At 56.8% G+C, this 19,406-nt stretch carries 31 protein-coding genes; all 31 read right to left on the reverse strand.

The window, feature by feature from the left end; genetic code table 11:
- Positions 1 to 8: 8 nt before the first annotated feature.
- Complete coding sequence (gene dsbD / locus ACP7B7_RS03695; RefSeq protein ID WP_308923555.1) at positions 9 to 1,979, reverse strand: protein-disulfide reductase DsbD; 1,971 nt, start codon at positions 1,977 to 1,979, stop codon at positions 9 to 11.
- A gap of 149 nt (positions 1,980 to 2,128) precedes the next feature.
- Positions 2,129 to 2,521: a 50S ribosomal protein L17 gene (rplQ, locus tag ACP7B7_RS03700; protein WP_065310142.1), complete on the reverse strand. Its 393-nt coding sequence runs from the start codon at positions 2,519 to 2,521 to the stop codon at positions 2,129 to 2,131.
- 135 nt (positions 2,522 to 2,656) lie between these two features.
- On the reverse strand, positions 2,657 to 3,634 hold the full coding sequence (locus ACP7B7_RS03705; protein ID WP_008444343.1) for a DNA-directed RNA polymerase subunit alpha: 978 nt from the start codon (positions 3,632 to 3,634) through the stop codon (positions 2,657 to 2,659).
- Between the two features lie 115 nt (positions 3,635 to 3,749).
- Entirely contained in the window at positions 3,750 to 4,373 is a 624-nt protein-coding gene (gene rpsD / locus ACP7B7_RS03710; protein WP_308923554.1) for a 30S ribosomal protein S4, read from the reverse strand.
- A gap of 257 nt (positions 4,374 to 4,630) precedes the next feature.
- Complete coding sequence (gene rpsK, locus ACP7B7_RS03715) at positions 4,631 to 5,035, reverse strand: 30S ribosomal protein S11 (protein ID WP_010394475.1); 405 nt, start codon at positions 5,033 to 5,035, stop codon at positions 4,631 to 4,633.
- 17 nt (positions 5,036 to 5,052) lie between these two features.
- The gene (gene rpsM / locus ACP7B7_RS03720; protein ID WP_046681666.1) at positions 5,053 to 5,418 is read right to left on the reverse strand and encodes a 30S ribosomal protein S13; all 366 of its coding nucleotides are present in this window, start codon (positions 5,416 to 5,418) and stop codon (positions 5,053 to 5,055) included.
- A 14-nt stretch (positions 5,419 to 5,432) separates the two neighbouring features.
- Positions 5,433 to 5,546, reverse strand: coding sequence for a 50S ribosomal protein L36 (gene rpmJ / locus ACP7B7_RS03725; protein ID WP_010394471.1), 114 nt, complete (start codon positions 5,544 to 5,546; stop codon positions 5,433 to 5,435).
- A 42-nt stretch (positions 5,547 to 5,588) separates the two neighbouring features.
- Positions 5,589 to 5,807, reverse strand: a complete 219-nt coding sequence (gene infA / locus ACP7B7_RS03730; protein WP_005663428.1) for a translation initiation factor IF-1 — start codon at positions 5,805 to 5,807, stop codon at positions 5,589 to 5,591.
- A gap of 18 nt (positions 5,808 to 5,825) precedes the next feature.
- Complete coding sequence (secY, locus tag ACP7B7_RS03735) at positions 5,826 to 7,160, reverse strand: preprotein translocase subunit SecY (protein WP_094442958.1); 1,335 nt, start codon at positions 7,158 to 7,160, stop codon at positions 5,826 to 5,828.
- Positions 7,161 to 7,192: 32 nt separating this feature from the next.
- Positions 7,193 to 7,624, reverse strand: coding sequence for a 50S ribosomal protein L15 (gene rplO / locus ACP7B7_RS03740; RefSeq protein WP_034753211.1), 432 nt, complete (start codon positions 7,622 to 7,624; stop codon positions 7,193 to 7,195).
- Positions 7,625 to 7,654: 30 nt separating this feature from the next.
- Complete coding sequence (gene rpmD / locus ACP7B7_RS03745; RefSeq protein WP_010394435.1) at positions 7,655 to 7,834, reverse strand: 50S ribosomal protein L30; 180 nt, start codon at positions 7,832 to 7,834, stop codon at positions 7,655 to 7,657.
- Positions 7,835 to 7,844: 10 nt separating this feature from the next.
- Positions 7,845 to 8,363 (reverse strand): 30S ribosomal protein S5, encoded by a 519-nt coding sequence (rpsE, locus tag ACP7B7_RS03750; protein WP_010394433.1) that lies wholly within the window; start codon positions 8,361 to 8,363, stop codon positions 7,845 to 7,847.
- Positions 8,364 to 8,372: 9 nt separating this feature from the next.
- Positions 8,373 to 8,735, reverse strand: coding sequence for a 50S ribosomal protein L18 (gene rplR, locus ACP7B7_RS03755; RefSeq protein WP_010394431.1), 363 nt, complete (start codon positions 8,733 to 8,735; stop codon positions 8,373 to 8,375).
- A gap of 13 nt (positions 8,736 to 8,748) precedes the next feature.
- Positions 8,749 to 9,282 carry a 50S ribosomal protein L6 gene (rplF, locus tag ACP7B7_RS03760; protein WP_065310145.1) on the reverse strand — a complete coding sequence of 178 codons (534 nt, stop codon included), beginning with the start codon at positions 9,280 to 9,282 and terminating at the stop codon, positions 8,749 to 8,751.
- A 10-nt stretch (positions 9,283 to 9,292) separates the two neighbouring features.
- A complete protein-coding gene (gene rpsH / locus ACP7B7_RS03765; RefSeq protein WP_071325662.1) occupies positions 9,293 to 9,688 on the reverse strand; it encodes a 30S ribosomal protein S8 in 396 nt (131 codons plus the stop codon).
- Positions 9,689 to 9,702: 14 nt separating this feature from the next.
- Positions 9,703 to 10,008 (reverse strand): 30S ribosomal protein S14, encoded by a 306-nt coding sequence (gene rpsN / locus ACP7B7_RS03770; RefSeq protein ID WP_010394423.1) that lies wholly within the window; start codon positions 10,006 to 10,008, stop codon positions 9,703 to 9,705.
- A gap of 2 nt (positions 10,009 to 10,010) precedes the next feature.
- A complete protein-coding gene (gene rplE / locus ACP7B7_RS03775) occupies positions 10,011 to 10,550 on the reverse strand; it encodes a 50S ribosomal protein L5 (protein WP_010394421.1) in 540 nt (179 codons plus the stop codon).
- 6 nt (positions 10,551 to 10,556) lie between these two features.
- Positions 10,557 to 10,871 carry a 50S ribosomal protein L24 gene (gene rplX / locus ACP7B7_RS03780; RefSeq protein ID WP_065310147.1) on the reverse strand — a complete coding sequence of 105 codons (315 nt, stop codon included), beginning with the start codon at positions 10,869 to 10,871 and terminating at the stop codon, positions 10,557 to 10,559.
- A gap of 9 nt (positions 10,872 to 10,880) precedes the next feature.
- Positions 10,881 to 11,249 (reverse strand): 50S ribosomal protein L14, encoded by a 369-nt coding sequence (gene rplN / locus ACP7B7_RS03785; RefSeq protein WP_008444317.1) that lies wholly within the window; start codon positions 11,247 to 11,249, stop codon positions 10,881 to 10,883.
- A 251-nt stretch (positions 11,250 to 11,500) separates the two neighbouring features.
- Positions 11,501 to 11,773 carry a 30S ribosomal protein S17 gene (gene rpsQ, locus ACP7B7_RS03790; protein ID WP_065310148.1) on the reverse strand — a complete coding sequence of 91 codons (273 nt, stop codon included), beginning with the start codon at positions 11,771 to 11,773 and terminating at the stop codon, positions 11,501 to 11,503.
- Positions 11,770 to 11,961, reverse strand: a complete 192-nt coding sequence (gene rpmC / locus ACP7B7_RS03795) for a 50S ribosomal protein L29 (RefSeq protein ID WP_071079768.1) — start codon at positions 11,959 to 11,961, stop codon at positions 11,770 to 11,772. Before rpmC ends, rpsQ begins: the two co-directional genes overlap by 4 nt.
- A 12-nt stretch (positions 11,962 to 11,973) precedes the next feature.
- Complete coding sequence (gene rplP / locus ACP7B7_RS03800; RefSeq protein ID WP_034753201.1) at positions 11,974 to 12,393, reverse strand: 50S ribosomal protein L16; 420 nt, start codon at positions 12,391 to 12,393, stop codon at positions 11,974 to 11,976.
- A 2-nt stretch (positions 12,394 to 12,395) separates the two neighbouring features.
- The gene (gene rpsC, locus ACP7B7_RS03805) at positions 12,396 to 13,220 is read right to left on the reverse strand and encodes a 30S ribosomal protein S3 (protein ID WP_092718261.1); all 825 of its coding nucleotides are present in this window, start codon (positions 13,218 to 13,220) and stop codon (positions 12,396 to 12,398) included.
- 9 nt (positions 13,221 to 13,229) lie between these two features.
- Positions 13,230 to 13,562, reverse strand: coding sequence for a 50S ribosomal protein L22 (gene rplV / locus ACP7B7_RS03810; protein WP_170840583.1), 333 nt, complete (start codon positions 13,560 to 13,562; stop codon positions 13,230 to 13,232).
- Positions 13,559 to 13,834: a 30S ribosomal protein S19 gene (gene rpsS / locus ACP7B7_RS03815; protein WP_008444295.1), complete on the reverse strand. Its 276-nt coding sequence runs from the start codon at positions 13,832 to 13,834 to the stop codon at positions 13,559 to 13,561. The genes rplV and rpsS overlap by 4 nt, the downstream gene beginning before the upstream one ends.
- A 10-nt stretch (positions 13,835 to 13,844) precedes the next feature.
- The gene (gene rplB / locus ACP7B7_RS03820; protein WP_065310150.1) at positions 13,845 to 14,672 is read right to left on the reverse strand and encodes a 50S ribosomal protein L2; all 828 of its coding nucleotides are present in this window, start codon (positions 14,670 to 14,672) and stop codon (positions 13,845 to 13,847) included.
- On the reverse strand, positions 14,672 to 14,989 hold the full coding sequence (gene rplW, locus ACP7B7_RS03825; RefSeq protein ID WP_010394398.1) for a 50S ribosomal protein L23: 318 nt from the start codon (positions 14,987 to 14,989) through the stop codon (positions 14,672 to 14,674). The genes rplB and rplW overlap by 1 nt, the downstream gene beginning before the upstream one ends.
- The gene (gene rplD / locus ACP7B7_RS03830) at positions 14,986 to 15,606 is read right to left on the reverse strand and encodes a 50S ribosomal protein L4 (RefSeq protein ID WP_065310151.1); all 621 of its coding nucleotides are present in this window, start codon (positions 15,604 to 15,606) and stop codon (positions 14,986 to 14,988) included. Before rplD ends, rplW begins: the two co-directional genes overlap by 4 nt.
- A gap of 3 nt (positions 15,607 to 15,609) precedes the next feature.
- Positions 15,610 to 16,266 carry a 50S ribosomal protein L3 gene (gene rplC, locus ACP7B7_RS03835; RefSeq protein WP_010394393.1) on the reverse strand — a complete coding sequence of 219 codons (657 nt, stop codon included), beginning with the start codon at positions 16,264 to 16,266 and terminating at the stop codon, positions 15,610 to 15,612.
- 226 nt (positions 16,267 to 16,492) lie between these two features.
- Positions 16,493 to 17,902 carry a cell envelope integrity protein CreD gene (creD, locus tag ACP7B7_RS03840; RefSeq protein ID WP_308923553.1) on the reverse strand — a complete coding sequence of 470 codons (1,410 nt, stop codon included), beginning with the start codon at positions 17,900 to 17,902 and terminating at the stop codon, positions 16,493 to 16,495.
- Positions 17,903 to 17,984: 82 nt separating this feature from the next.
- A complete protein-coding gene (creC, locus tag ACP7B7_RS03845; RefSeq protein ID WP_308923552.1) occupies positions 17,985 to 19,406 on the reverse strand; it encodes a two-component system sensor histidine kinase CreC in 1,422 nt (473 codons plus the stop codon).

Raw genomic sequence — 19,406 nt, forward strand, 5'->3', positions numbered from 1 at the left:
GTAAACGCTTACTTTGCATCGAGCTTGTTCAACGACGCCAGGAAGGTTTCCGCGTTCTGGAAGCCGATCACGCGCGATTGCGGTATCTCCTGGCCTTGCGGATTGAACATGATGATGCCGGGCGGGCCGAACAGTTGAAAACGTTTCAGCATGGCCTTGTCGTCCGCGTCATTGGCCGTCACGTCGACCTGCAGCAGCACCGACATGCCCATCTTGTCGCGCACGGCTGGCGCGACAAACGTCAGCTTTTCCATTTCCTTGCACGACACGCACCAGTCCGCATAAAAATCGAGCAGCGCCGTCTTGCCGTTCAATTGCGCCAGCGCCGCATCGAGCTGCGCCACGGTTTTTACGCGCGTAAAAGCATGCGGATGGACCTGGCCACCGCCCAGGTGGGCCAACGGCGCCAGCGGATCGCGGCCGCCGCTGGCCACGCCCACCAGCTGCACCGCGCCGAGGATGGCGAACACCAGGCCGAAGGCCTTGGCCACCCAGGCGTTTTTGGAAGAGCTTTTGCCCACCAGCAGATACATGCCGTAGCCGATGAACAGCGCGGTCCAGCCCAGCATCTGCACGCTGCCCGGCAACACGGGCGACACCAGCCACCAGGCCACGCCCAGCAGCAGCACGCCAAAGAAACGTTTCACGGCATCCATCCAGGCGCCGGCGCGCGGCAGCAAGGCGCCGGCCGACACGCCGACCAGGATCAGGGGCACGCTCATGCCGACCGCCATCGCAAACAGGGCGCTGCCGCCGATGACCACGTCGCGCGTCTGGCTGATGTACAGCAAGGCGCCGGCCAGCGGCGCGGCCACGCACGGCCCCACGATCAGGGCCGAGATCGCGCCCATCACGAACACGCCCGCCAGGCGGCCGGAGGATTGCTGGTTCGACACGGTGGCCAGCTTGCCCTGCAAGAAGGCCGGTACCTGCAGTTCATAAAAGCCGAACATCGACAGCGACAAGCCGGCCATCAGCAAGGCAAAGAAACCGAGCACCCACGGGTTCTGCAGCTTGGCCGCCAGCCCTTCGCCGGCCAGGCCCGCCGCCACGCCCAGCGCCGTATAGACGATCGCCATGCCCAGCGCATAGGTCAGCGACAGCAGCAGGCCGCGCGAGCGGCTGACCTTGGCGCCGTCACCGACGATAATCGACGACAGGATCGGCACCATCGGCAGCACGCACGGCGTGAAGGCCAGGCCCAGGCCCAGCAGCATGAACAACGGCACGATCACCAGCAGCTTGCCGCCTTTTAAGGCAGATTCGATACTGCCCATTTCGCTTGTCACCGGTGCCGCAGCAGCACTGACGACAGGCGCGGCCGGGACCGGCACGGCATCGGGCGTGCTGGTGATATCGGCTTGCGGGATGCTCATCACGGAAACGCCCGGCGAGGCCTGCGCCTGCGGGCCGTTGATGGCCTTGGTATCGACGGCGGGCGTATCGACGGCGGGCGCCGCCGGCAAGGCGAATTTCGAGGCGACCGCGCCTGGCGCCATGCTCTGGCCGCCGGCGCCGACCAGCTTGATCGTCGCATCCTGCGGCGCATAGCACAGGCCCTTGTCCGAGCAGCCCTGGCCGGTCGATTTGAGCGTAAACGCGCCGGCCGCCTGCACGGGAATCGTGATGGTCAGCGTGTGGCGGAAGGTCTCGACGTTCTTCTGGAAGGTTTCGTCGAACTTGACCTTGCCTTTCGGGAAGACGGGCGTGCCCAGAGTGGCGCCGGTGGCCTCGAACTTGAAGCGCTCGTGGTACATATAGTAGCCATCGGCGATCACATAGGTCACCGCGATGGTGGCCGGGTCCTGCATGCGGGCGGAAAACTTGAACGCCAGTTCGGGATCGAGGAATTCGTCATCGGCGCGCGCGTGGCCGGCGCCGAATACGGCCATCAACAACAGCAGAAACGCGGCAAACCAGTGGGGCAAGGAGTAACGCGAGGGCAAGCGCGCGGCGGCGCCGGAAGGGAAACGGGACATGAACTACCTTTTTCGACCATTCAACAAGAAGTCGCGCGGAGCATGCAGGGCCGGCGCGAAAGAAGAATAGTACACCGCGGCAGAGCCGGCTGCAGCAGAAAGCAAAAAAGCCAGGCTAGGCCTGGCTTTCCTTGAAGCAGTAACCGGGATTACTCGCCAGCGACTTCAACTGCTTCGGTCGTATCTGGACGATCCATCAGTTCAACGAATGCCATAGGAGCATTGTCGCCGACGCGGAAGCCCATTTTCAGGATACGCACATAACCACCGTTACGGTTGGCATAACGCGGGCCCAGTTCAGCGAACAGTTTGACGACCATTTCACGGTCGCGCAGACGGTTGAAGGCCAGACGCTTGTTTGCCAGGGAGTCGGTTTTGCCGATGGTCAGAATTGGCTCGACAACGCGGCGCAGTTCTTTTGCTTTTGGCAGGGTGGTTTTGATCGCTTCGTGACGCAGCAGCGATACTGTCATGTTGCGCAGCATAGCCAGACGGTGGGACGAGGTACGATTCAGTTTACGGAGGCCGTGACCGTGACGCATGGTAAATCCTTTCGGTAGTGAGTTTAAATCCAGTTCTTCGATCAATGAAGCAAGCGCTTCATCGCGGACCGGTTTGGTACTTCAAAAATAAAAGCCTGGGACACCTGTCCCAGGCAGTTTGCTACAAACTTCGAATTACTTTTCCAGGCCGGCAGGCGGCCAGTTTTCCAGCTTCATGCCCAAGGTCAGGCCGCGCGATGCCAGCACTTCCTTGATTTCGTTCAGCGATTTGCGGCCCAGGTTAGGCGTTTTCAGCAGCTCGTTTTCCGAACGCTGGATCAGGTCGCCGATGTAGTAGATGTTTTCGGCTTTCAGGCAGTTGGCCGAACGCACGGTCAACTCCAGGTCGTCGACTGGACGCAGCAGGATAGGATCGACCAGCGGAGCGCGCGATGGTGCTTCCGCGGCGGCTTCCGTGCCTTCCAGGGCAGCGAACACATTCAACTGGTCCACCAGGACGCGGGCCGACTGGCGGATCGCTTCTTCCGGCGAGATCACGCCGTTGGTTTCGATGTTGATGATCAGCTTGTCCAGGTCGGTACGCTGTTCGACGCGCGCCGATTCAACGAAGTACGACACGCGGCGCACTGGCGAGAACGACGCGTCCAGGATGATGCGGCCGATGGTCTTGTTGGTGTCTTCCGACAGGCGACGCACGTTGCCAGGAACGTAGCCGCGGCCTTTTTCAACCTTGATCTGCATGTCCAGCTTGCCACCGGCGGTCAGGTGGGCGATCACGTGGTCAGGGTTGATCAGTTCGACGTCGTGCGGCAGGTCGATGTCGGAGGCCAGGATCGCGCCTTCGCCTTCTTTTTTCAGGGTCAGGGTCACCGAATCGCGGTTGTGGACTTTGAAAACCACACCCTTCAAGTTCAGCAACAGATCGACGACGTCTTCCTGCACGCCATCGAGGGAAGAATATTCGTGGACGACGCCGGCGATCGTCACTTCGGTCGGCGCGTAGCCCACCATCGACGACAGCAGAACGCGGCGCAACGCGTTACCCAATGTGTGGCCATAGCCGCGCTCGAACGGCTCCATCACGACTTTGGCGTGACCTGCACCGAGAGCTTCAACATCGATAATACGTGGCTTCAACAAACTGTTTTGCATGAAATGTCCTTTTCAATACCCTCGGCTCGTTACGCCGATAAGGCTGATGGCATTAGTGAAACGCCCACTCTGCAAAAAAATGCAAAGTGGGCGGGAATCTTGCTACTTGATACGATTAACGCGAGTACAGCTCGACGATCAGCGATTCGTTGACGTCGTTGGCGATTTCGTTACGCTCTGGCAGGGACTTGAAAGTACCTTCCATTTTCTTGGCATCAACCGAAACCCAGCTAGGCATACCAACTTGTTCGGCCAGCGACAGTGCTTCAACGATACGCACTTGCTTTTTCGATTTTTCACGAACAGCGACGATATCGCCGACTTTGACCGAGTACGAAGCGATGTTGACAACGATACCGTTCACGGTGAATGCTTTGTGGCTGACCAGTTGACGCGCTTCAGCGCGGGTCGAGCCAAAGCCCATGCGGTAGCAAACGTTGTCCAGACGCGTTTCCAGCAACTTCAACAGCGTTTCGCCGGTGTTGCCTTTACGACGGTCTGCTTCAGCGAAGTAGCGGCGGAATTGACGTTCCAGCACGCCGTACATGCGCTTGACTTTTTGCTTTTCGCGCAGTTGGTTACCGTAGTCCGAGGTGCGGGCGCCGGATTTGACACCGTGCTGGCCTGGTTTGACGTCCAGTTTGCACTTGCTGTCCAGCGAGCGACGTGCGCTCTTCAGGAACAGGTCAGTACCTTCACGGCGGGAGAGTTTTGCTTTAGGTCCGATATAACGTGCCACGATACTTCCTTTTTTTAAATGATAACGCCCCAGCCACATGCATGATCAAACACACTGATGCGGTTAGGCGCTAGTCTGATTCACTTGCGATCAGACGGTGGCTGAAAACGAAAAACCCGTCAAATACAATTTGACAGGCAAGAACAGCCGGGCAGTATAACCGTTTCCGGCTCCCTGCTCCAGCGTTTTCACACAACTGTACTCAATACAACAAACAGAAGAGCAGCTGGCGCCGAGGCGCCCACTGCAATACTGTCTTAGATACGACGACGTTTCGGTGGACGGCAACCGTTGTGCGGTACCGGCGTCACGTCCTGGATCTCGGTGATCTTGATGCCCAGGTTGTTCAGCGCGCGAACGGCGGATTCACGACCAGGACCTGGGCCCTTGATACGTACTTCCAGGTTCTTTACGCCACACTCAACAGCCACTTTACCAGCGGCTTCCGCGGCGACCTGCGCTGCGAATGGGGTCGATTTACGCGAACCCTTGAAGCCTGCACCGCCGGAGGTAGCCCACGACAAGGCATTGCCTTGACGATCGGTGATGGTAATGATGGTGTTATTGAACGAAGCGTGGACATGTGCGATGCCTTCAGCGACGTTCTTTTTAACTTTTTTACGCACGCGTGCTGATGCGGCGTTATTTTGCGACTTGGCCATAATTATTCCCTAGCGGATTATTTTTTCAGCGATTGAGCGGCTTTACGCGGTCCCTTGCGGGTACGTGCGTTCGTACGCGTACGCTGGCCACGGCAAGGCAGACCCTTGCGATGACGCATGCCGCGGTAGCAACCCAGATCCATCAAACGCTTGATGTTCATGGACAGTTCACGACGCAGATCGCCTTCGACGATGAATTTACCTACTTCATCGCGCAGTTTTTCCAGTTCGCTGTCATCCAGATCTTTGATCTTCTTGTTGGTTGCTACACCGGTCGATGCACAGATTTTCTCTGCGCGTGGACGGCCAACACCGTAGATGGCTGTCAGGCCGATAACGGTATGCTGATGATTTGGGATATTAACCCCTGCAATACGTGCCATTTGTTATTCCTCGATTAACCTTGACGCTGCTTGTGACGTGGTTCCACGCAGATTACGCGGACTACGCCTTTGCGCTTGATGATCTTGCAGTTGCGGCAGATCCGCTTGACTGATGCGAGAACTTTCATTTTGGGGCTCTTTCTTTCGCTTCTTTGGTTTGATTCAGTGTGTTACTTGGTACGGAACACAATGCGGGCTCGGCTCAAGTCATACGGCGTCAACTCCACCGTCACCTTGTCTCCAGGGAGAATGCGAATATAGTTCATCCGCATTTTACCTGAAATATGCCCGAGCACCACGTGTCCGTTCTCCAGCTTCACTCGAAATGTTGCATTTGGGAGATTCTCAAGAATCTCGCCCTGCATCTGTATGACGTCGTCTTTTGCCATTCGGTATGTTTACCGCGCTTAACGCGTCGGAATTCCGCCCTTGAAATTTGCTTTGCGCAGCAGTGAATCATATTGCTGCGACATCACGTAGTTCTGTACTTGCGCCATGAAATCCATGGTGACAACTACAATAATCAATAAAGAAGTACCGCCGAAATAGAATGGTACTTTCCACTGGGCTTGCATAAATTCCGGCAATAAACACACCAGGGTGATGTAGACTGCGCCGGCAAGTGTCAAGCGTGTCAGGATCTTGTCGATGTAACGGGCTGTCTGTTCGCCTGGACGGATCCCGGGAATGAACGCACCGCTCTTCTTCAAGTTATCCGCTGTTTCCTTGCTGTTAAAGACCAGCGCGGTATAGAAGAAACAGAAAAACACGATCGCCACTGCGTACAACAGCGCATGGATAGGCTCACCAGGCCCCATCGATGCTGCCAAATCTTTCAAGAACCGCACCGCAGGGTTAGCGTTGTCGGCGCCCTTTGAAAACCAGTCCACGATAGTGGCCGGGAACAAGATGATCGAAGAAGCAAAGATCGGCGGGATCACGCCGGCCATGTTCAGCTTCAACGGCAAATGGCTGGTTTGACCGCCATAAATCTTGTTGCCTACCTGGCGCTTCGCGTAGTTGACCAATATTTTGCGCTGACCGCGTTCGACAAATACCACGAAGAACGTTACCAGGGCTACCAGCAGCACGATGAAGATCGCGCCCAAGCTGCCGATCGAACCATTCGATACCAGGCTGAACAAACCACCCAGTGCGGAAGGCAGACCTGCTGCAATACCGGCAAAAATGATGATCGAGATGCCGTTACCCAAGCCACGCTCGGTAATCTGCTCACCCAACCACATCAAAAACATTGTTCCGGTCAACAAAGTGACGACCGTCACGAAGCGGAATGCAAGACCAGGTTCCAACACCAGACCAGCTTGCGACTCCAGTGCGACTGCAATACCTAACGCTTGAAACAGTGCCAGTGCCACCGTGAAATACCGGGTGTACTGGGTGATCTTGCGGCGGCCTGCTTCGCCTTCTTTTTTCAACGCTTCCATCTGCGGTGACACGATCGACAGCAATTGCATGATGATCGAGGCCGAGATATAAGGCATGATACCCAGCGCAAACACTGTAAAACGAGACAAGGCACCGCCCGAGAACATGTTGAACATGCCCAGGACGCCGCCTTCGTGCTCCTTGAACAGCGAGGCTAATTGTGTCGGGTCAATCCCGGGAACCGGGACGTGAGCACCGATACGATAAACCACCAATGCGCCAAGCAAAAACCAGAGCCGTCCCCAAGGGAAACCGGCCGCTGCACTTTTAGCAAGTTGTGGATTAGTCGCCAATTTTCGCTCCGATCAAGCTGTTAGCGGTCAACTCAGGCTACCGAGCCGCCGGCTGCTTCGATGGCTGCTTTCGCGCCAGCGGACACTTTCAAGCCCTTCAAATTCACCGCTTTGGTGATTTCGCCGGACAAGATCACGCGCACGTCACGGGCCAACACGCCCAGAACGCCAGCTTGCTTCAAGACCAGAATGTCGACATCGCCAACAGCCAGGTTGTTCAGATCGGACAGGCGCACTTCAGCTTTGAAGGTTGCGTGCATCGATTTGAAACCGCGCTTAGGCAGACGGCGTTGCAGAGGCATCTGACCGCCTTCGAAACCGACTTTATGAAAGCCGCCCGAACGCGATTTCTGACCTTTGTGACCACGACCCGAGGTTTTACCCAGGCCGGAGCCGATACCGCGACCGACGCGACGCTTGTAGTGCTTGGCGCCTTCGGCTGGTGCAATAGTATTCAATTCCATGATTTGCTCCGTTCGTGTAAGCCCGAAGGCTTACCCGACAACTTTAACGAGATACGATACTTTATTGATCATGCCGCGTACGGATGGGGTGTCTTGCAGTTCGGAAACCGAATTTACACGACGCAGACCCAGACCGCGCACGGTAGCGCGATGCGATTCGCGCGTACCGATCAAGCCCTTGACCAATTGCACTTTGACTGTGTTTGTCATTTTGTCCACCTTAAGCCAGAATGTCTTCAACCGACTTGCCGCGTTTGGCAGCGATATCGGAAGCAGTACTCATTTTCGACAGGCCGTCCAGCGTAGCGCGCACCAGGTTGTAAGGGTTGTTCGAACCGGTGGATTTCGCCACCACGTCCGTCACGCCCATTACTTCGAAGATCGCGCGCATTGCGCCACCAGCGATAACGCCGGTACCAGGCTTGGCTGGGTTCATCAGAACCTTCGACGCGCCGTGACGACCCACTACCGTATGATGCAAGGTACCGTTTTTGAGCGGCACTTTGATCAGGTTGCGGCGAGCTTCTTCCATTGCTTTTTGCACGCCAACCGGCACTTCTTTCGATTTGCCCTTGCCCATGCCGACGCGGCCATCGCCATCACCAACTACGGTCAGCGCGGCGAAACCCATGATACGACCACCCTTGACCACTTTGGTCACGCGGTTGATCGCGATCATTTTTTCGCGCATGCCATCATCCGGCTTGTCGCTTTGCATTTTTGCTTGCATTTTTGCCATGATTGATCCTTAGAACTTCAGACCGGCTTCGCGTGCGGCTTCTGCCAACGCTTTCACACGGCCGTGGTAACGGAAACCGGAGCGGTCAAACGCAACTTCGGTAATCCCTGCTTTCAACGCTTTTTCAGCGACGCGCTTGCCGATCAAGGCTGCAGCAGCGGCATTGCCGCCTTTGCCGGATTGGCCTGCCAGTTCAGCGCGAACTTCCGCTTCAGCCGTCGAGGCCGAAACCAGGACTTTAGCGTCCGGGCTGATCAGGTTGGCGTAAATGTGCAGGTTGGTGCGGTGCACCGACAAGCGATTTACTTTCAATTCCGCAATCTTGATGCGGGTTTGGCGTCCGCGGCGAAGCCGTGATTCTTTCTTATCCATCGTCAGCCCCTAATTACTTCTTCTTGGTTTCTTTAAGCTTGACCACTTCGTCCGCATAGCGAACGCCCTTGCCTTTATAAGGCTCAGGGGAGCGGTAAGCACGAACTTCAGCGGCTACCTGGCCAACCTGTTGACGGTCGATACCCTTGATCAGGATCTCGGTCGGGGTTGGTGTTGCGCAGGTAACGCCGGCTGGCATGTCATGCACTACAGGGTGCGAGAAGCCCAGGGACAGATTCAACTTGTCGCCTTGTGCTTGCGCCTTGTAACCCACGCCAACCAGGTTCAGCTTTTTCTCGAAACCCTTGGTGACGCCAACAACCATGTTGTTGACCAGTGCGCGCAGCGTGCCGGACATGGCATTGGCTTCGCGGCTGTCGTTCGCCACGTCGAAACTCAGGGTTCCTGCATTGTTTTCCACTTTGACCTGGCCGGTGAGGGCCTGGGAAAGCACGCCCAGCGGGCCTTTTACGGTGATCGCTTGTGCGGAGATGGCGACTTCAGCGCCAGCTGGCACAACGATAGGCATTTTAGCTACTCGAGACATGTGTAACTCCTTAAGCCACGTAGCAAATAACTTCGCCGCCGACACCGGTAGCGCGTGCTTTGCGGTCAGTCATGACGCCTTGCGGAGTCGACACGATCGCCACACCCAAGCCATTCATCACAACAGGGATCTCGTCTTTGCCCTTGTAGACGCGCAGGCCCGGACGGGACACGCGCTCAAGGCGCTCAATGACGGGACGGCCAACATAATACTTCAAACCGATCTTCAGTTCCGCCTTGCCACCAGCTTCGGCAACAGCGAAATCTTCAATGTAACCCTCGTCCTTCAGGACGTTGGCAATCGCAATTTTGACTTTCGACGATGGCATGGCCACTGTCGTTTTTTGCACGCCCTGGGCGTTACGAATGCGGGTCAGCATATCGGCGATAGGATCGCTCATACTCATTGCATATTCTCCTATTACCAGCTTGCTTTAGTCATACCCGGAATTTCACCACGCATGGCGAATTCACGGAGCTTGATACGACCCAGACCGAATTTACGGAATGTGCCGCGCGGACGACCAGTGATGGCGCAACGGTTACGTTGACGCGTCGGGTTCGAGTTACGTGGCAGCGCCTGCAATTTCAGGCGAGCTTCGTAGCGCTCTTCTTCCGATTTCGATTGGTCATCGACGATGGCCTTGAGAGCTTCGCGCTTAGGGGCGAATTTCGCCACCAGGTCAGCACGCTTGATCTCACGATTAATCAGTGACAGTTTGGCCATGATCAGTTCCTGAAAGGGAATTTAAAGGCGGCGAGCAAAGCTTTGGCTTCGTCATCGGTCTTAGCAGTTGTCGTGATGCTGATATTCATACCGCGCAACGCGTCAATCTTGTCGTATTCGATTTCAGGGAAAATGATCTGTTCCTTGACACCGATGTTGTAGTTGCCACGACCGTCGAATGCACGACCGTTCACACCACGGAAATCGCGTACGCGCGGCAGAGCCACGGTAATGAAGCGATCCAGGAACTCGTACATGCGAGCGCCGCGCAGGGTGACCATCGTACCGATCGGGTAACCTTCACGGATTTTGAAGCCTGCGATCGCTTTGCGGGACTTGGTGGTCACTGGCTTCTGGCCGGCGATCTTGGTCAAGTCAGCAACTGCGTGCTCGAGAACTTTTTTATCCGCAATAGCCTCACCAACACCCATGTTCAGGGTGATCTTGGTCAGGCGTGGAACTTCCATCACCGACTTGTAACCAAACTTGCTGGTCAGGTCGGCAACGACTTTTTCTTTATAGAATTCTTGGAGACGTGCCATGATTTCTTAAGCCTTCACTACTTCGCCGGAGGATTTAAAGATGCGAACTTTCTTGCCGTCCACTTCTTTGAAACCCACGCGATCTGCCTTGCCAGTCGCTGCATTGAACAATGCAACGTTGGACACGTGAATTGGCATGGTCTTATCGACGATACCACCAGTTACGCCAGTCATCGGGTTTGGCTTGGTCGCTTTTTTAGCGACGTTGATGCCATCAACCACGATATGTTCAGCATCGATACGTTGCTGCACCACACCACGTTTGCCCTTGTCTTTCCCGGTCAGAACGATGACTTCGTCGTTTTTACGAATCTTATCCATTACGACTCCTTACAGGACTTCCGGTGCCAGGGACACGATTTTCATGAACTTCTCAGTACGCAGTTCGCGTGTGACAGGTCCAAAAATACGGGTACCGATCGGTTCCAGCTTGGCGTTCAACAGAACGGCGGCGTTGCCGTCGAACTTCACCAGGGAACCGTCTTGGCGGCGAACACCTTTAGCGGTGCGCACAACCACGGCGTTATAAATTTCACCTTTTTTGACACGGCCACGTGGCGCAGCAACCTTGACGGTTACTTTGATCACATCGCCAATGCCAGCATAACGGCGCTTGGAGCCACCCAATACCTTGATGCACATTACTTCCTTGGCACCGGTATTGTCAGCCACTTCGAGCCGGCTTTCAGTTTGAATCATAGTATTCTCTTTCCCAACTTAAGCCGAAGAATCCACACAATGTAGACCCGCGGTCAGTCTTGGTCCCGCCAGAGCCGCCCTGCTGGGCTTCACTGTTTGGGTGCATGACCTTCATACATCAACTGACCGCGGAGCTATGTCTGTGGCCAGACACTTTGCGGCGTTACATGAACGAAGCCCGCAAGTATTACATACAATTTGCGGGCCTGCAAGTACTAATTAAAAGCCACCGCCGAAACGGTGGTTTTTATTTAAACGATGGGTGCGGCTTGAACCACACGTGTCACCGTCCATGCCTTCGTTTTGGAGATCGGACGACCTTCCTGGATCTCTACCGTGTCACCGGCTTTGACCTGGTTGGTCTCGTCATGCGCGTGATACTTGTTCGAACGCATGATGATCTTGCCATACAAAGGATGTTTTACGTGGCGCTCGATCAGAACGGTAACGGTCTTGTCCATCTTGTCGGATACCACTTTACCGATCAGCGTGCGCTTGAGCGACTGTTTCACTGGTTCGTTCATTTGGCTTCCTTCAGATTCATTACCGTCTTCACACGCGCGATATCGCGGCGTACCTTCTTGAGCTGCGAAGTGTTGCTCAGCTGTTGCGTAGCGATTTGCATACGCAGGCCGAACTGTGCCTTCAACAAGTCATTCAGCTCTTTTTGCAGAGCTGGCTGGTCTTTGCCGCGGAGTTCAGTTGCTTTCATATCCAACTCCAATTATTGGCCAACTTGGCGGATGACAAACGTCGTCGCCAGTGGCAGTTTAGCGGCGGCAAGACGGAAAGCTTCCCGTGCCAGCGCTTCATCAACGCCATCCATTTCGTACAGTACTTTGCCTGGCTGAATTTCAGCGACGTAGTACTCAGGATTACCTTTACCGTTACCCATACGGACTTCAGCCGGTTTGTTCGAAATCGGTTTGTCCGGGAAAATACGGATCCAGATACGGCCACCGCGCTTGATGTGACGCGTCATTGCACGACGCGCCGCTTCAATTTGACGCGCAGTGATACGACCGCGCGCAACGGCTTTCAGACCGAATTCGCCAAACGACACGGCGGTGCCGCGGCTGTGCGAAATACCGGTGTTACGGCCTTTCTGCTCTTTACGATACTTTCTGCGTGCTGGTTGCAGCATGATTATTCTCCTGCTTTCTCAGCGGGTGCTGCTGCGGCGGCCGGTTTAGCGGCGGTACGCACACGTGCACCTGGTGCTGTGGATGGTTTCGCACCGGCACCGGCTGGACGTGGGCGGCCAGCTGGCTTGCCATCGTCACGGCGTGGACCGCGGCTCTTCTTCTCGTCAGCTGGGGTATCGATGACTGGTGCATCGCCGTTAGGCGCGCGGTCACCTTTGTATACCCACACCTTGACACCGATGATGCCGTAGGTGGTCGATGCTTCGCTGGTACCGTAGTCGATATCGGCGCGCAGGGTATGCAGAGGCACGCGGCCTTCGCGGTACCATTCTTTACGGGCGATTTCGATACCGTTCAGACGGCCGGACGACATGATCTTGATACCGAGTGCACCCAGGCGCATTGCATTTTGCATTGCACGCTTCATGGCGCGGCGGAACATGATCCGTTTTTCCAGCTGCTGCGAGATCGAATCGGCGATCAGTTGCGAGTCGATTTCAGGCTTGCGAATTTCTTCGATGTTCACGTGAACAGGTACGCCCATGATCTTGGTCAGCGCCGACTTCAGTACTTCGATGTCTTCGCCTTTTTTACCAATGACCACGCCTGGACGCGAGCTGTAGATCGTGAAGCGCGCGTTCTTGGCAGGACGCTCGATAACGATGCGGCCAACCGAAGCGTTCTTCAGTTTCTTTTTCAGGTAAGCACGTGCTTTCAAGTCTTCGTTCAGCATGGCAGCGAAATTGCCGTTGCCTGCATACCAGCGCGAAGCCCAGTTACGGGTGACCGCCAGACGGAAACCGGTTGGATGAATTTTCTGACCCATCGTGGCTCCTTAGTTACCGACAGTCACGTAAACGTGACAGGATTGTTTCGAAATACGGTCGCCACGGCCTTTTGCACGCGCGGTGAAGCGCTTCAGGACCGGGCCCTTTTCGACGTAGATCGTTTTCACGAACAGTTCGTCGATGTCCGCGCCGTCATTGTGTTCCGCATTGGCGATTGCCGATTCCAGAACACGCTTGATGATCGCAGCACCTTTTTTCGGGCTGAATTGCAAGATGTTGAGTGCTGCGTCAACTTTCTTGCCACGGATCAGGTCAGCAACCAGGCGACCTTTTTGGTCGGACAGGCGCACACCTTTGAGGATAGCTTTGGTTTCCATTATTTCTTAGCCTTTTTGTCAGCTGCATGACCCTTGAACGTACGGGTCAGTGCGAATTCGCCGAGCTTGTGACCAACCATGTTTTCGGAAACATAAACCGGCACGTGCAGCTTGCCGTTATGAACCGCGATCGTCAGGCCGATAAAGTCAGGCATGATTGTCGAACGACGCGACCAGGTTTTGATTGGCTTTTTGTCTTTGGCAGCTTGCGCGGCTTCAACTTTTTTCACCAGGTGGGCGTCACAGAACGGCCCTTTTTTCAATGAACGTGTCATGTGCTACCCCTTATTTCTTGCCGCGGCGCGAGACGATCATGGAAGTAGTACGCTTGTTGCTGCGTGTCTTCTTACCTTTAGTCTGTTGGCCCCAAGGCGAAACTGGATGACGACCAGCTGCTGTTTTACCTTCACCACCACCGTGCGGGTGATCGACCGGGTTCATGACCACACCGCGAACGGTAGGACGAACACCGCGCCAGCGCATCGCGCCAGCTTTACCGATTTTACGCAGGCTGTGTTCGGCATTGCCGACTTCACCCACGGTTGCACGGCACTCGATGTGCACGCGACGTACTTCACCCGAGCGCAGGCGCACTTGAGCGTAGGTACCTTCACGGGCCATCAGCACGACGCCGGCGCCGGCGGTACGGGCCATTTGGGCACCTTTACCTGGCAGCATTTCGACGCAATGCATCACGGTACCGACTGGGATGTTACGGATTGGCAAGCAGTTACCCGATTTGATCGGTGCTTCCGAACCGTTCATCACGCTGTCGCCAACGGACATGCCTTTGGTTGCGATGATGTAATGACGCTCGCCGTCGGCGTAGCACAGCAGAGCGATATTCGCGGTGCGGTTTGGATCGTATTCGATACGTTCCACTTTCGCTGGAATACCATCTTTGGTGCGCTTGAAGTCGATCAGGCGATAGTGTTGCTTATGACCACCACCGATATGACGGGTGGTGATGTGACCGTTGTTGTTACGACCAGCGGTCTTGGATTTCTTTTCAACCAGGGCAGCGAACGGACGACCTTTGTACAGGTCCGGGTTCACCACCTTTACCATGCCGCGACGGCCTGGCGAGGTTGGTTTCATCTTAACGAGTGCCATTATGCAGCCTCCTCGGAGAAGTTGATTTCCTGGCCAGGTTTCAGGCACACGAAAGCACGCTTGGTATGGTTACGACGACCGTTGAACTTGCCGGTGCGTTTCTGCTTGCCTTCGCGGTTTGCAGTTTGCACGGACAGAACTTCGACCTTGAACAGCAGTTCGACTGCTGCCTTGATTTCAGGCTTGGTTGCATCCGGCAGAACGCGGAATACAATTTGCTCGTTCTTTTCCGCGACCATGGTGGCCTTCTCGGAAATCACGGGCGCCAACAGCACCTTCATCAAGCGTTCTTCGCTATGTTTCAAAATCGCGCTCATGCCAGCATCTCCTCAATCTTGGCCAGTGCAGCTTTGGTGACCAGGATCTTCTTGTAGAACACCAGGGACATCGGGTCAGCGTGACGTGGCTCAACGACGAGTACGTTAGGCAGGTTGCGCGATGCCAGTTCCAGGTTTTCGTTCAGAACGTCGGTGATGATCAGAACCGAATCAAAGCCCAGGCCGTTCAATTTTTGCGACAGCAGCTTGGTTTTTGGCGCGTCGATCGTCAGATCGTCGATGACGATCAGGCGCTCTTCGCGAGCCAGCTGCGACAGGATCGAGCAGACACCTGCGCGATACATTTTTTTGTTCACTTTGTGGGTGAAGTTTTCGTCAGGCGAGTTCGGGAAAATCCGACCACCGCCGCGCCACAGTGGCGACGACGACATACCAGCACGAGCGCGGCCGGTACCTTTTTGGCGCCATGGCTTTTTGGTCGTGTGGTGAACTTCTTCACGGTCTTTTTGCTTGCGGTTACCGCTACGTGCATTCGCTTGATAAGCGATCACGACTTGGTGGATCAGCGCTTCGTTGTAATCACGGCCGAAAATTTCATCAGCAGCGACGACATTGGAGCCGGCTTGACCTTGCGCATTCAGAAGCTTGAGTTCCATCGTTTAAGCTCCCTTCTTGGCTTTGGTTTTGATGGCTGGCGAGACAACTACCTGGCCATTTTTCGCGCCTGGAATCGCGCCTTTGACCAGCAGCAGCTGACGGTCGGCATCGATACGGGCGATCACGAGGTTCTGGATCGTACGGTTAACGTCACCCAGATGACCGGTCATGCGCTTACCAGGGAAAACACGACCTGGATCTTGCGCCATACCGATGGAACCTGGAACGTTGTGCGAACGCGAGTTACCGTGCGTTGCACGGCCAGAAGCGAAGTGGTAACGTTTGATAACGCCTGCATAGCCTTTACCGATGGTAACGCCTTGCACGTCGATCTTTTGACCGACTTCGAACAGGGAAGCAGCGACGACATCGCCAGCTTTCAATTCGGCGGCTTTAGCAGCATCAACACGGAACTCTTTCAACAGAGTACCGGCTTCAACGCCAGCTTTAGCATGATGACCAGCAACAGCTTTGGTCACGCGGGAAGCGCGACGTTGACCGAATGCGACCTGAACAGCGGAGTAACCATCTGTTTCAGGGGTTTTGATTTGCGCAACACGGTTGTTCGATACGTCCAGCACGGTGACAGGAATCGAATCCCCTTCGTCCGTGAAAATGCGCATCATACCAACCTTGCGACCGAGAAGGCCTAGGCTCATTTTTTCTCCATTCCCACCTGCGATTGGGCGGGGCTTGTTTAACTACAAATAACGTAGGACTCAAAAAAGGACGAATCCATACCGAAGCCGGCTAGTATATAGCACAAAAACCCTTGACGCAACAAGTTAACACGAGGTATGTCAAAGTGTTGTTGTGCGCTCCGCGGCAAGTTGCCGGCATTGCCGCGAAGGAGCGATAAGGTAACACAAATCGGCCGTGCGGCGGCTATTCATGCGCCTTTCCGGCGGGCAAAGCAGCACCCTTCCCCACTTGGTACCAGTCGACCTTGCGCGTCACCACCATCACGGCCGCCAGCACGGCGAACAGCAGGATGCTGCCCATGATCAGGGCGTTGTTTTCCGAGTTCAGCAGGCCATACAGGGCGCCATAAAGGGCCGTCAGCGCCACGCCAAAGCCGAGCGCGCGGCCCACGCTGCGCAGCACGTAGGTGAGGTAAAAGCTGGTCAGTGCGATACAGGCGGCACTCGCGATTGCATACGCCATCCAGAAAGCGATATGCTCGGCCAGGCCCACCAGCAGCAGGAAGAAGATCACCAGGGCCAGGCCGACCAGCAGATACTGCACCGGGTGGATCGGCAGGCTCTTCAATATCTCGAAGATGAAGAAGGCGGCAAACGTCAGCGCCACGAACAGCAGGCCGTATTTGGTGGCGCGGTCCGACTGTGTATATACATTGATCGGCTCGATGAAGCCCACACTGAAACGGTCGACCTGGCCCAGCGGCGCGCTGTCGGGCGCCTTGAATTCGCCTTCGATGCTTGACAGCTGGGTTTGCGCATTCGAGGCCAGCGACGAGATGTCCCATTCGACCTGGAAGCCGTCGGCATTGATCTGACGATATTTCGGCGATGGCAGGAAGCGCCCGCCAAACTGCGGATGGGGCCAGTTCGACTTCATGCTGACCTGGTTGTTCTTCGCCACCGGCACGAAATGCTGGCGTTCGATGCCGCTCAGGCCCAGGTCGAAGCTGAACTTGACCTGCTGCGCCGCTGCCAGCGGCATGGCGCCCAGCGGCGCGTGCAGGCCGCTGCGGAAGGCAAACAGCTTGGTGCCCTGCTCGAACTCGATCAGGCGCCCGCCCCAGTCGATCTTCGGGATATTGCGGATGCCGCGCACGTCCTCGATCGACAGCGCGATAAAGGGCTGGCCGACGGCGATGCGCGCGTCGGCCGTCTTGCGCGGCAACTGATCCAGGCCCGGCACCGTGAAGTCGCCCCTGAAGGCATGCTGGCCGCTGTAGACCAGCACCTGGTGGATGCCGCGGTAGCGGCGGTCCGTCTCGATGGTGCCGTTCTGCAGCAGGTTGTTCGGGTACACCAGCAGGCGGCGCTGCATCACGCGGCGCTGCACTTCGGTGCGCGCCGGCACGCTGCTTTTCTGGTCCTTGTCGGCGGCGATCTCGACCCGCTCGTCATACTGCTCCACATACGGAATCACGAGGATGGGGCCGATGATGGTTTGCTCGCGCACGGAATCGGCGGCGATGCTGTCGACCGCTTCCTGGCGGAACTGCATGCGCTCCTTGATGGTCTCCTGGATCATCAGGAGGGGCAGGCCGATCAGCAGCATCAGGCCGAACACGATCAGCGCTTTGATGAGTAAAGTTTTTTGCATGGCGCATTCCTTGTAGGTAAGGCGGCCAGTCTAGAAAACCTGTATGCGCTGATGATGCGTTCTGTGTGAAGCGGGAAAAAATTCAGGCCAGCGGCAGGCACAGGCGCGCCACGGCGCCGCCGTCCGCATGGTTGCCCACGGTGACCGTACCGCCATGCAAGGAGGCCACCTCGCGCACGAAGGGCAGGCCCAGGCCCGTGCTCTTGCCGGAGGACGGACGCGGCAGCGAATAGAAACGGTCGAACACGCGCTCCTGCGCATACGCCGGGATGCCCTCGCCGCGGTCGCGCACGCTGATCTCGACTCCCTGCCCTGCCCGTTGCGCCCGCAGCTCGATGCGGCTGCCCGGCGGCGCAAAACCGATCGCGTTGTCGAGCAGGTTGCCCAGCGCCTGGCGCAGCAGCAAGGCGTCGCCGGCCACCATGGCGTCGATGAGGCTGACCTCCAGCAGCACGCCACGCGCCGCCAGCGAGGCGGCCGCATCCTGCGCCACCTGTTCCAGGAGCGGCGCCACCGCGATCGGTTCGGGAGCGTCGAGGCGCTGCTGCTTTTCCACCCGCACCAGGGCCAGCAGCTTGTCGATCAGCTGCCGCTGGCGCGCGTTCTGCTCGAGGATATTGCCCAGGAAACGCGTGCGTTCGGCGGCCGGCATGTCTTCCTGCAGCAGCTCGGCCGAGGCCTGGATGGCGGCGATCGGGCTTTTCAGTTCATGCGTCAAGGTGTGCATCAGCTGCTCGACATATTCCTTGCCTTCCAGCCGCGTGCGCATGGCGTCCAGCGCGCGGCCCAGGATGCCGATCTCGCTGCGCCCCAGCGCCGGCAGCGCCACCTTGCGGCCGTCCTCCACGGCGGCGATATAGTCCATCAGCTTGCCCAGCGCATGGTGCAACCACCACGCGAACGCCAGGCCGATCAGCAAGGAAAGCAGCAGCAGGATCGCGCCGCGCTGCAGGATGATGCGCTGGCTGCGCTCCACAAAGGCCTGCACGCTGGCGTTCGGCTTGGCCACCGTCAGCACGCCAATGATGGCGTCGCCATCGCGGATCGGCGCGGCCACGTGCATCACGGTCGACATGTCCTGGTCCGGAATCGAACGCGTGCTGCGCGCGCCGTATTTCCCCTGCAAGGTGAGATACACATCGTTCCAGCGCGAATAGTCTTTTCCCACGTCGCGCCCGCTGGTATCGAACAGCACCACGCCATGCCGGTCGGTGATATAGATGCGGTAGTCGAGCGTCCGCTTGCGCACGCCGTTGATATTCACGTCGATGGCCCGCTGCGCATAGTGCTGCATGCGCTGCAGCACCACCGAGTCGTCGAGGCGGCCATCGCGGATATCGTTCGCCACCAGCGCGGCCAGCAGCTGCGAGGTGTCGACCAGGGTGTCTTCCAGGGTCGAGCGCACGCCGGGCTTGACCTGCTCCATGAACACATTGAGCAGGAACCACGCGGCCAGGCCCACCACCAGGAAATAGCCGCACAGGATGCGCAGGCCGATCTTCAT

It is taken from the genome of Janthinobacterium sp. PSPC3-1 (genome assembly GCF_049896105.1).
Taxonomy (GTDB): domain Bacteria; phylum Pseudomonadota; class Gammaproteobacteria; order Burkholderiales; family Burkholderiaceae_D; genus Janthinobacterium.

What these genes read in the sequence shown, in the direction of transcription:
- dsbD (WP_308923555.1), bottom strand. Translation starts at nt 1,979, where the DNA reads ATGTCCCGTTTCCCTTCCGGCGCCGCCGCGCGCTTGCCCTCGCGTTAC.
- rplQ (WP_065310142.1), bottom strand. Translation starts at nt 2,521, where the DNA reads ATGCGTCACGGTCACGGCCTCCGTAAACTGAATCGTACCTCGTCCCAC.
- ACP7B7_RS03705 (WP_008444343.1), bottom strand. Translation starts at nt 3,634, where the DNA reads ATGCAAAACAGTTTGTTGAAGCCACGTATTATCGATGTTGAAGCTCTC.
- rpsK (WP_010394475.1), bottom strand. Translation starts at nt 5,035, where the DNA reads ATGGCCAAGTCGCAAAATAACGCCGCATCAGCACGCGTGCGTAAAAAA.
- rpsM (WP_046681666.1), bottom strand. Translation starts at nt 5,418, where the DNA reads ATGGCACGTATTGCAGGGGTTAATATCCCAAATCATCAGCATACCGTT.
- rpmJ (WP_010394471.1), bottom strand. Translation starts at nt 5,546, where the DNA reads ATGAAAGTTCTCGCATCAGTCAAGCGGATCTGCCGCAACTGCAAGATC.
- infA (WP_005663428.1), bottom strand. Translation starts at nt 5,807, where the DNA reads ATGGCAAAAGACGACGTCATACAGATGCAGGGCGAGATTCTTGAGAAT.
- rplO (WP_034753211.1), bottom strand. Translation starts at nt 7,624, where the DNA reads ATGGAATTGAATACTATTGCACCAGCCGAAGGCGCCAAGCACTACAAG.
- rpmD (WP_010394435.1), bottom strand. Translation starts at nt 7,834, where the DNA reads ATGACAAACACAGTCAAAGTGCAATTGGTCAAGGGCTTGATCGGTACG.
- rpsE (WP_010394433.1), bottom strand. Translation starts at nt 8,363, where the DNA reads ATGGCAAAAATGCAAGCAAAAATGCAAAGCGACAAGCCGGATGATGGC.
- rplR (WP_010394431.1), bottom strand. Translation starts at nt 8,735, where the DNA reads ATGGATAAGAAAGAATCACGGCTTCGCCGCGGACGCCAAACCCGCATC.
- rplF (WP_065310145.1), bottom strand. Translation starts at nt 9,282, where the DNA reads ATGTCTCGAGTAGCTAAAATGCCTATCGTTGTGCCAGCTGGCGCTGAA.
- rpsH (WP_071325662.1), bottom strand. Translation starts at nt 9,688, where the DNA reads ATGAGTATGAGCGATCCTATCGCCGATATGCTGACCCGCATTCGTAAC.
- rpsN (WP_010394423.1), bottom strand. Translation starts at nt 10,008, where the DNA reads ATGGCCAAACTGTCACTGATTAATCGTGAGATCAAGCGTGCTGACCTG.
- rplE (WP_010394421.1), bottom strand. Translation starts at nt 10,550, where the DNA reads ATGGCACGTCTCCAAGAATTCTATAAAGAAAAAGTCGTTGCCGACCTG.
- rplX (WP_065310147.1), bottom strand. Translation starts at nt 10,871, where the DNA reads ATGGATAAGATTCGTAAAAACGACGAAGTCATCGTTCTGACCGGGAAA.
- rplN (WP_008444317.1), bottom strand. Translation starts at nt 11,249, where the DNA reads ATGATTCAAACTGAAAGCCGGCTCGAAGTGGCTGACAATACCGGTGCC.
- rpsQ (WP_065310148.1), bottom strand. Translation starts at nt 11,773, where the DNA reads ATGAACGAACCAGTGAAACAGTCGCTCAAGCGCACGCTGATCGGTAAA.
- rpmC (WP_071079768.1), bottom strand. Translation starts at nt 11,961, where the DNA reads ATGAAAGCAACTGAACTCCGCGGCAAAGACCAGCCAGCTCTGCAAAAA.
- rplP (WP_034753201.1), bottom strand. Translation starts at nt 12,393, where the DNA reads ATGCTGCAACCAGCACGCAGAAAGTATCGTAAAGAGCAGAAAGGCCGT.
- rpsC (WP_092718261.1), bottom strand. Translation starts at nt 13,220, where the DNA reads ATGGGTCAGAAAATTCATCCAACCGGTTTCCGTCTGGCGGTCACCCGT.
- rpsS (WP_008444295.1), bottom strand. Translation starts at nt 13,834, where the DNA reads ATGACACGTTCATTGAAAAAAGGGCCGTTCTGTGACGCCCACCTGGTG.
- rplB (WP_065310150.1), bottom strand. Translation starts at nt 14,672, where the DNA reads ATGGCACTCGTTAAGATGAAACCAACCTCGCCAGGCCGTCGCGGCATG.
- rplW (WP_010394398.1), bottom strand. Translation starts at nt 14,989, where the DNA reads ATGAGCGCGATTTTGAAACATAGCGAAGAACGCTTGATGAAGGTGCTG.
- rplD (WP_065310151.1), bottom strand. Translation starts at nt 15,606, where the DNA reads ATGGAACTCAAGCTTCTGAATGCGCAAGGTCAAGCCGGCTCCAATGTC.
- rplC (WP_010394393.1), bottom strand. Translation starts at nt 16,266, where the DNA reads ATGAGCCTAGGCCTTCTCGGTCGCAAGGTTGGTATGATGCGCATTTTC.
- creD (WP_308923553.1), bottom strand. Translation starts at nt 17,902, where the DNA reads ATGCAAAAAACTTTACTCATCAAAGCGCTGATCGTGTTCGGCCTGATG.
- creC (WP_308923552.1), bottom strand. Translation starts at nt 19,406, where the DNA reads ATGAAGATCGGCCTGCGCATCCTGTGCGGCTATTTCCTGGTGGTGGGC.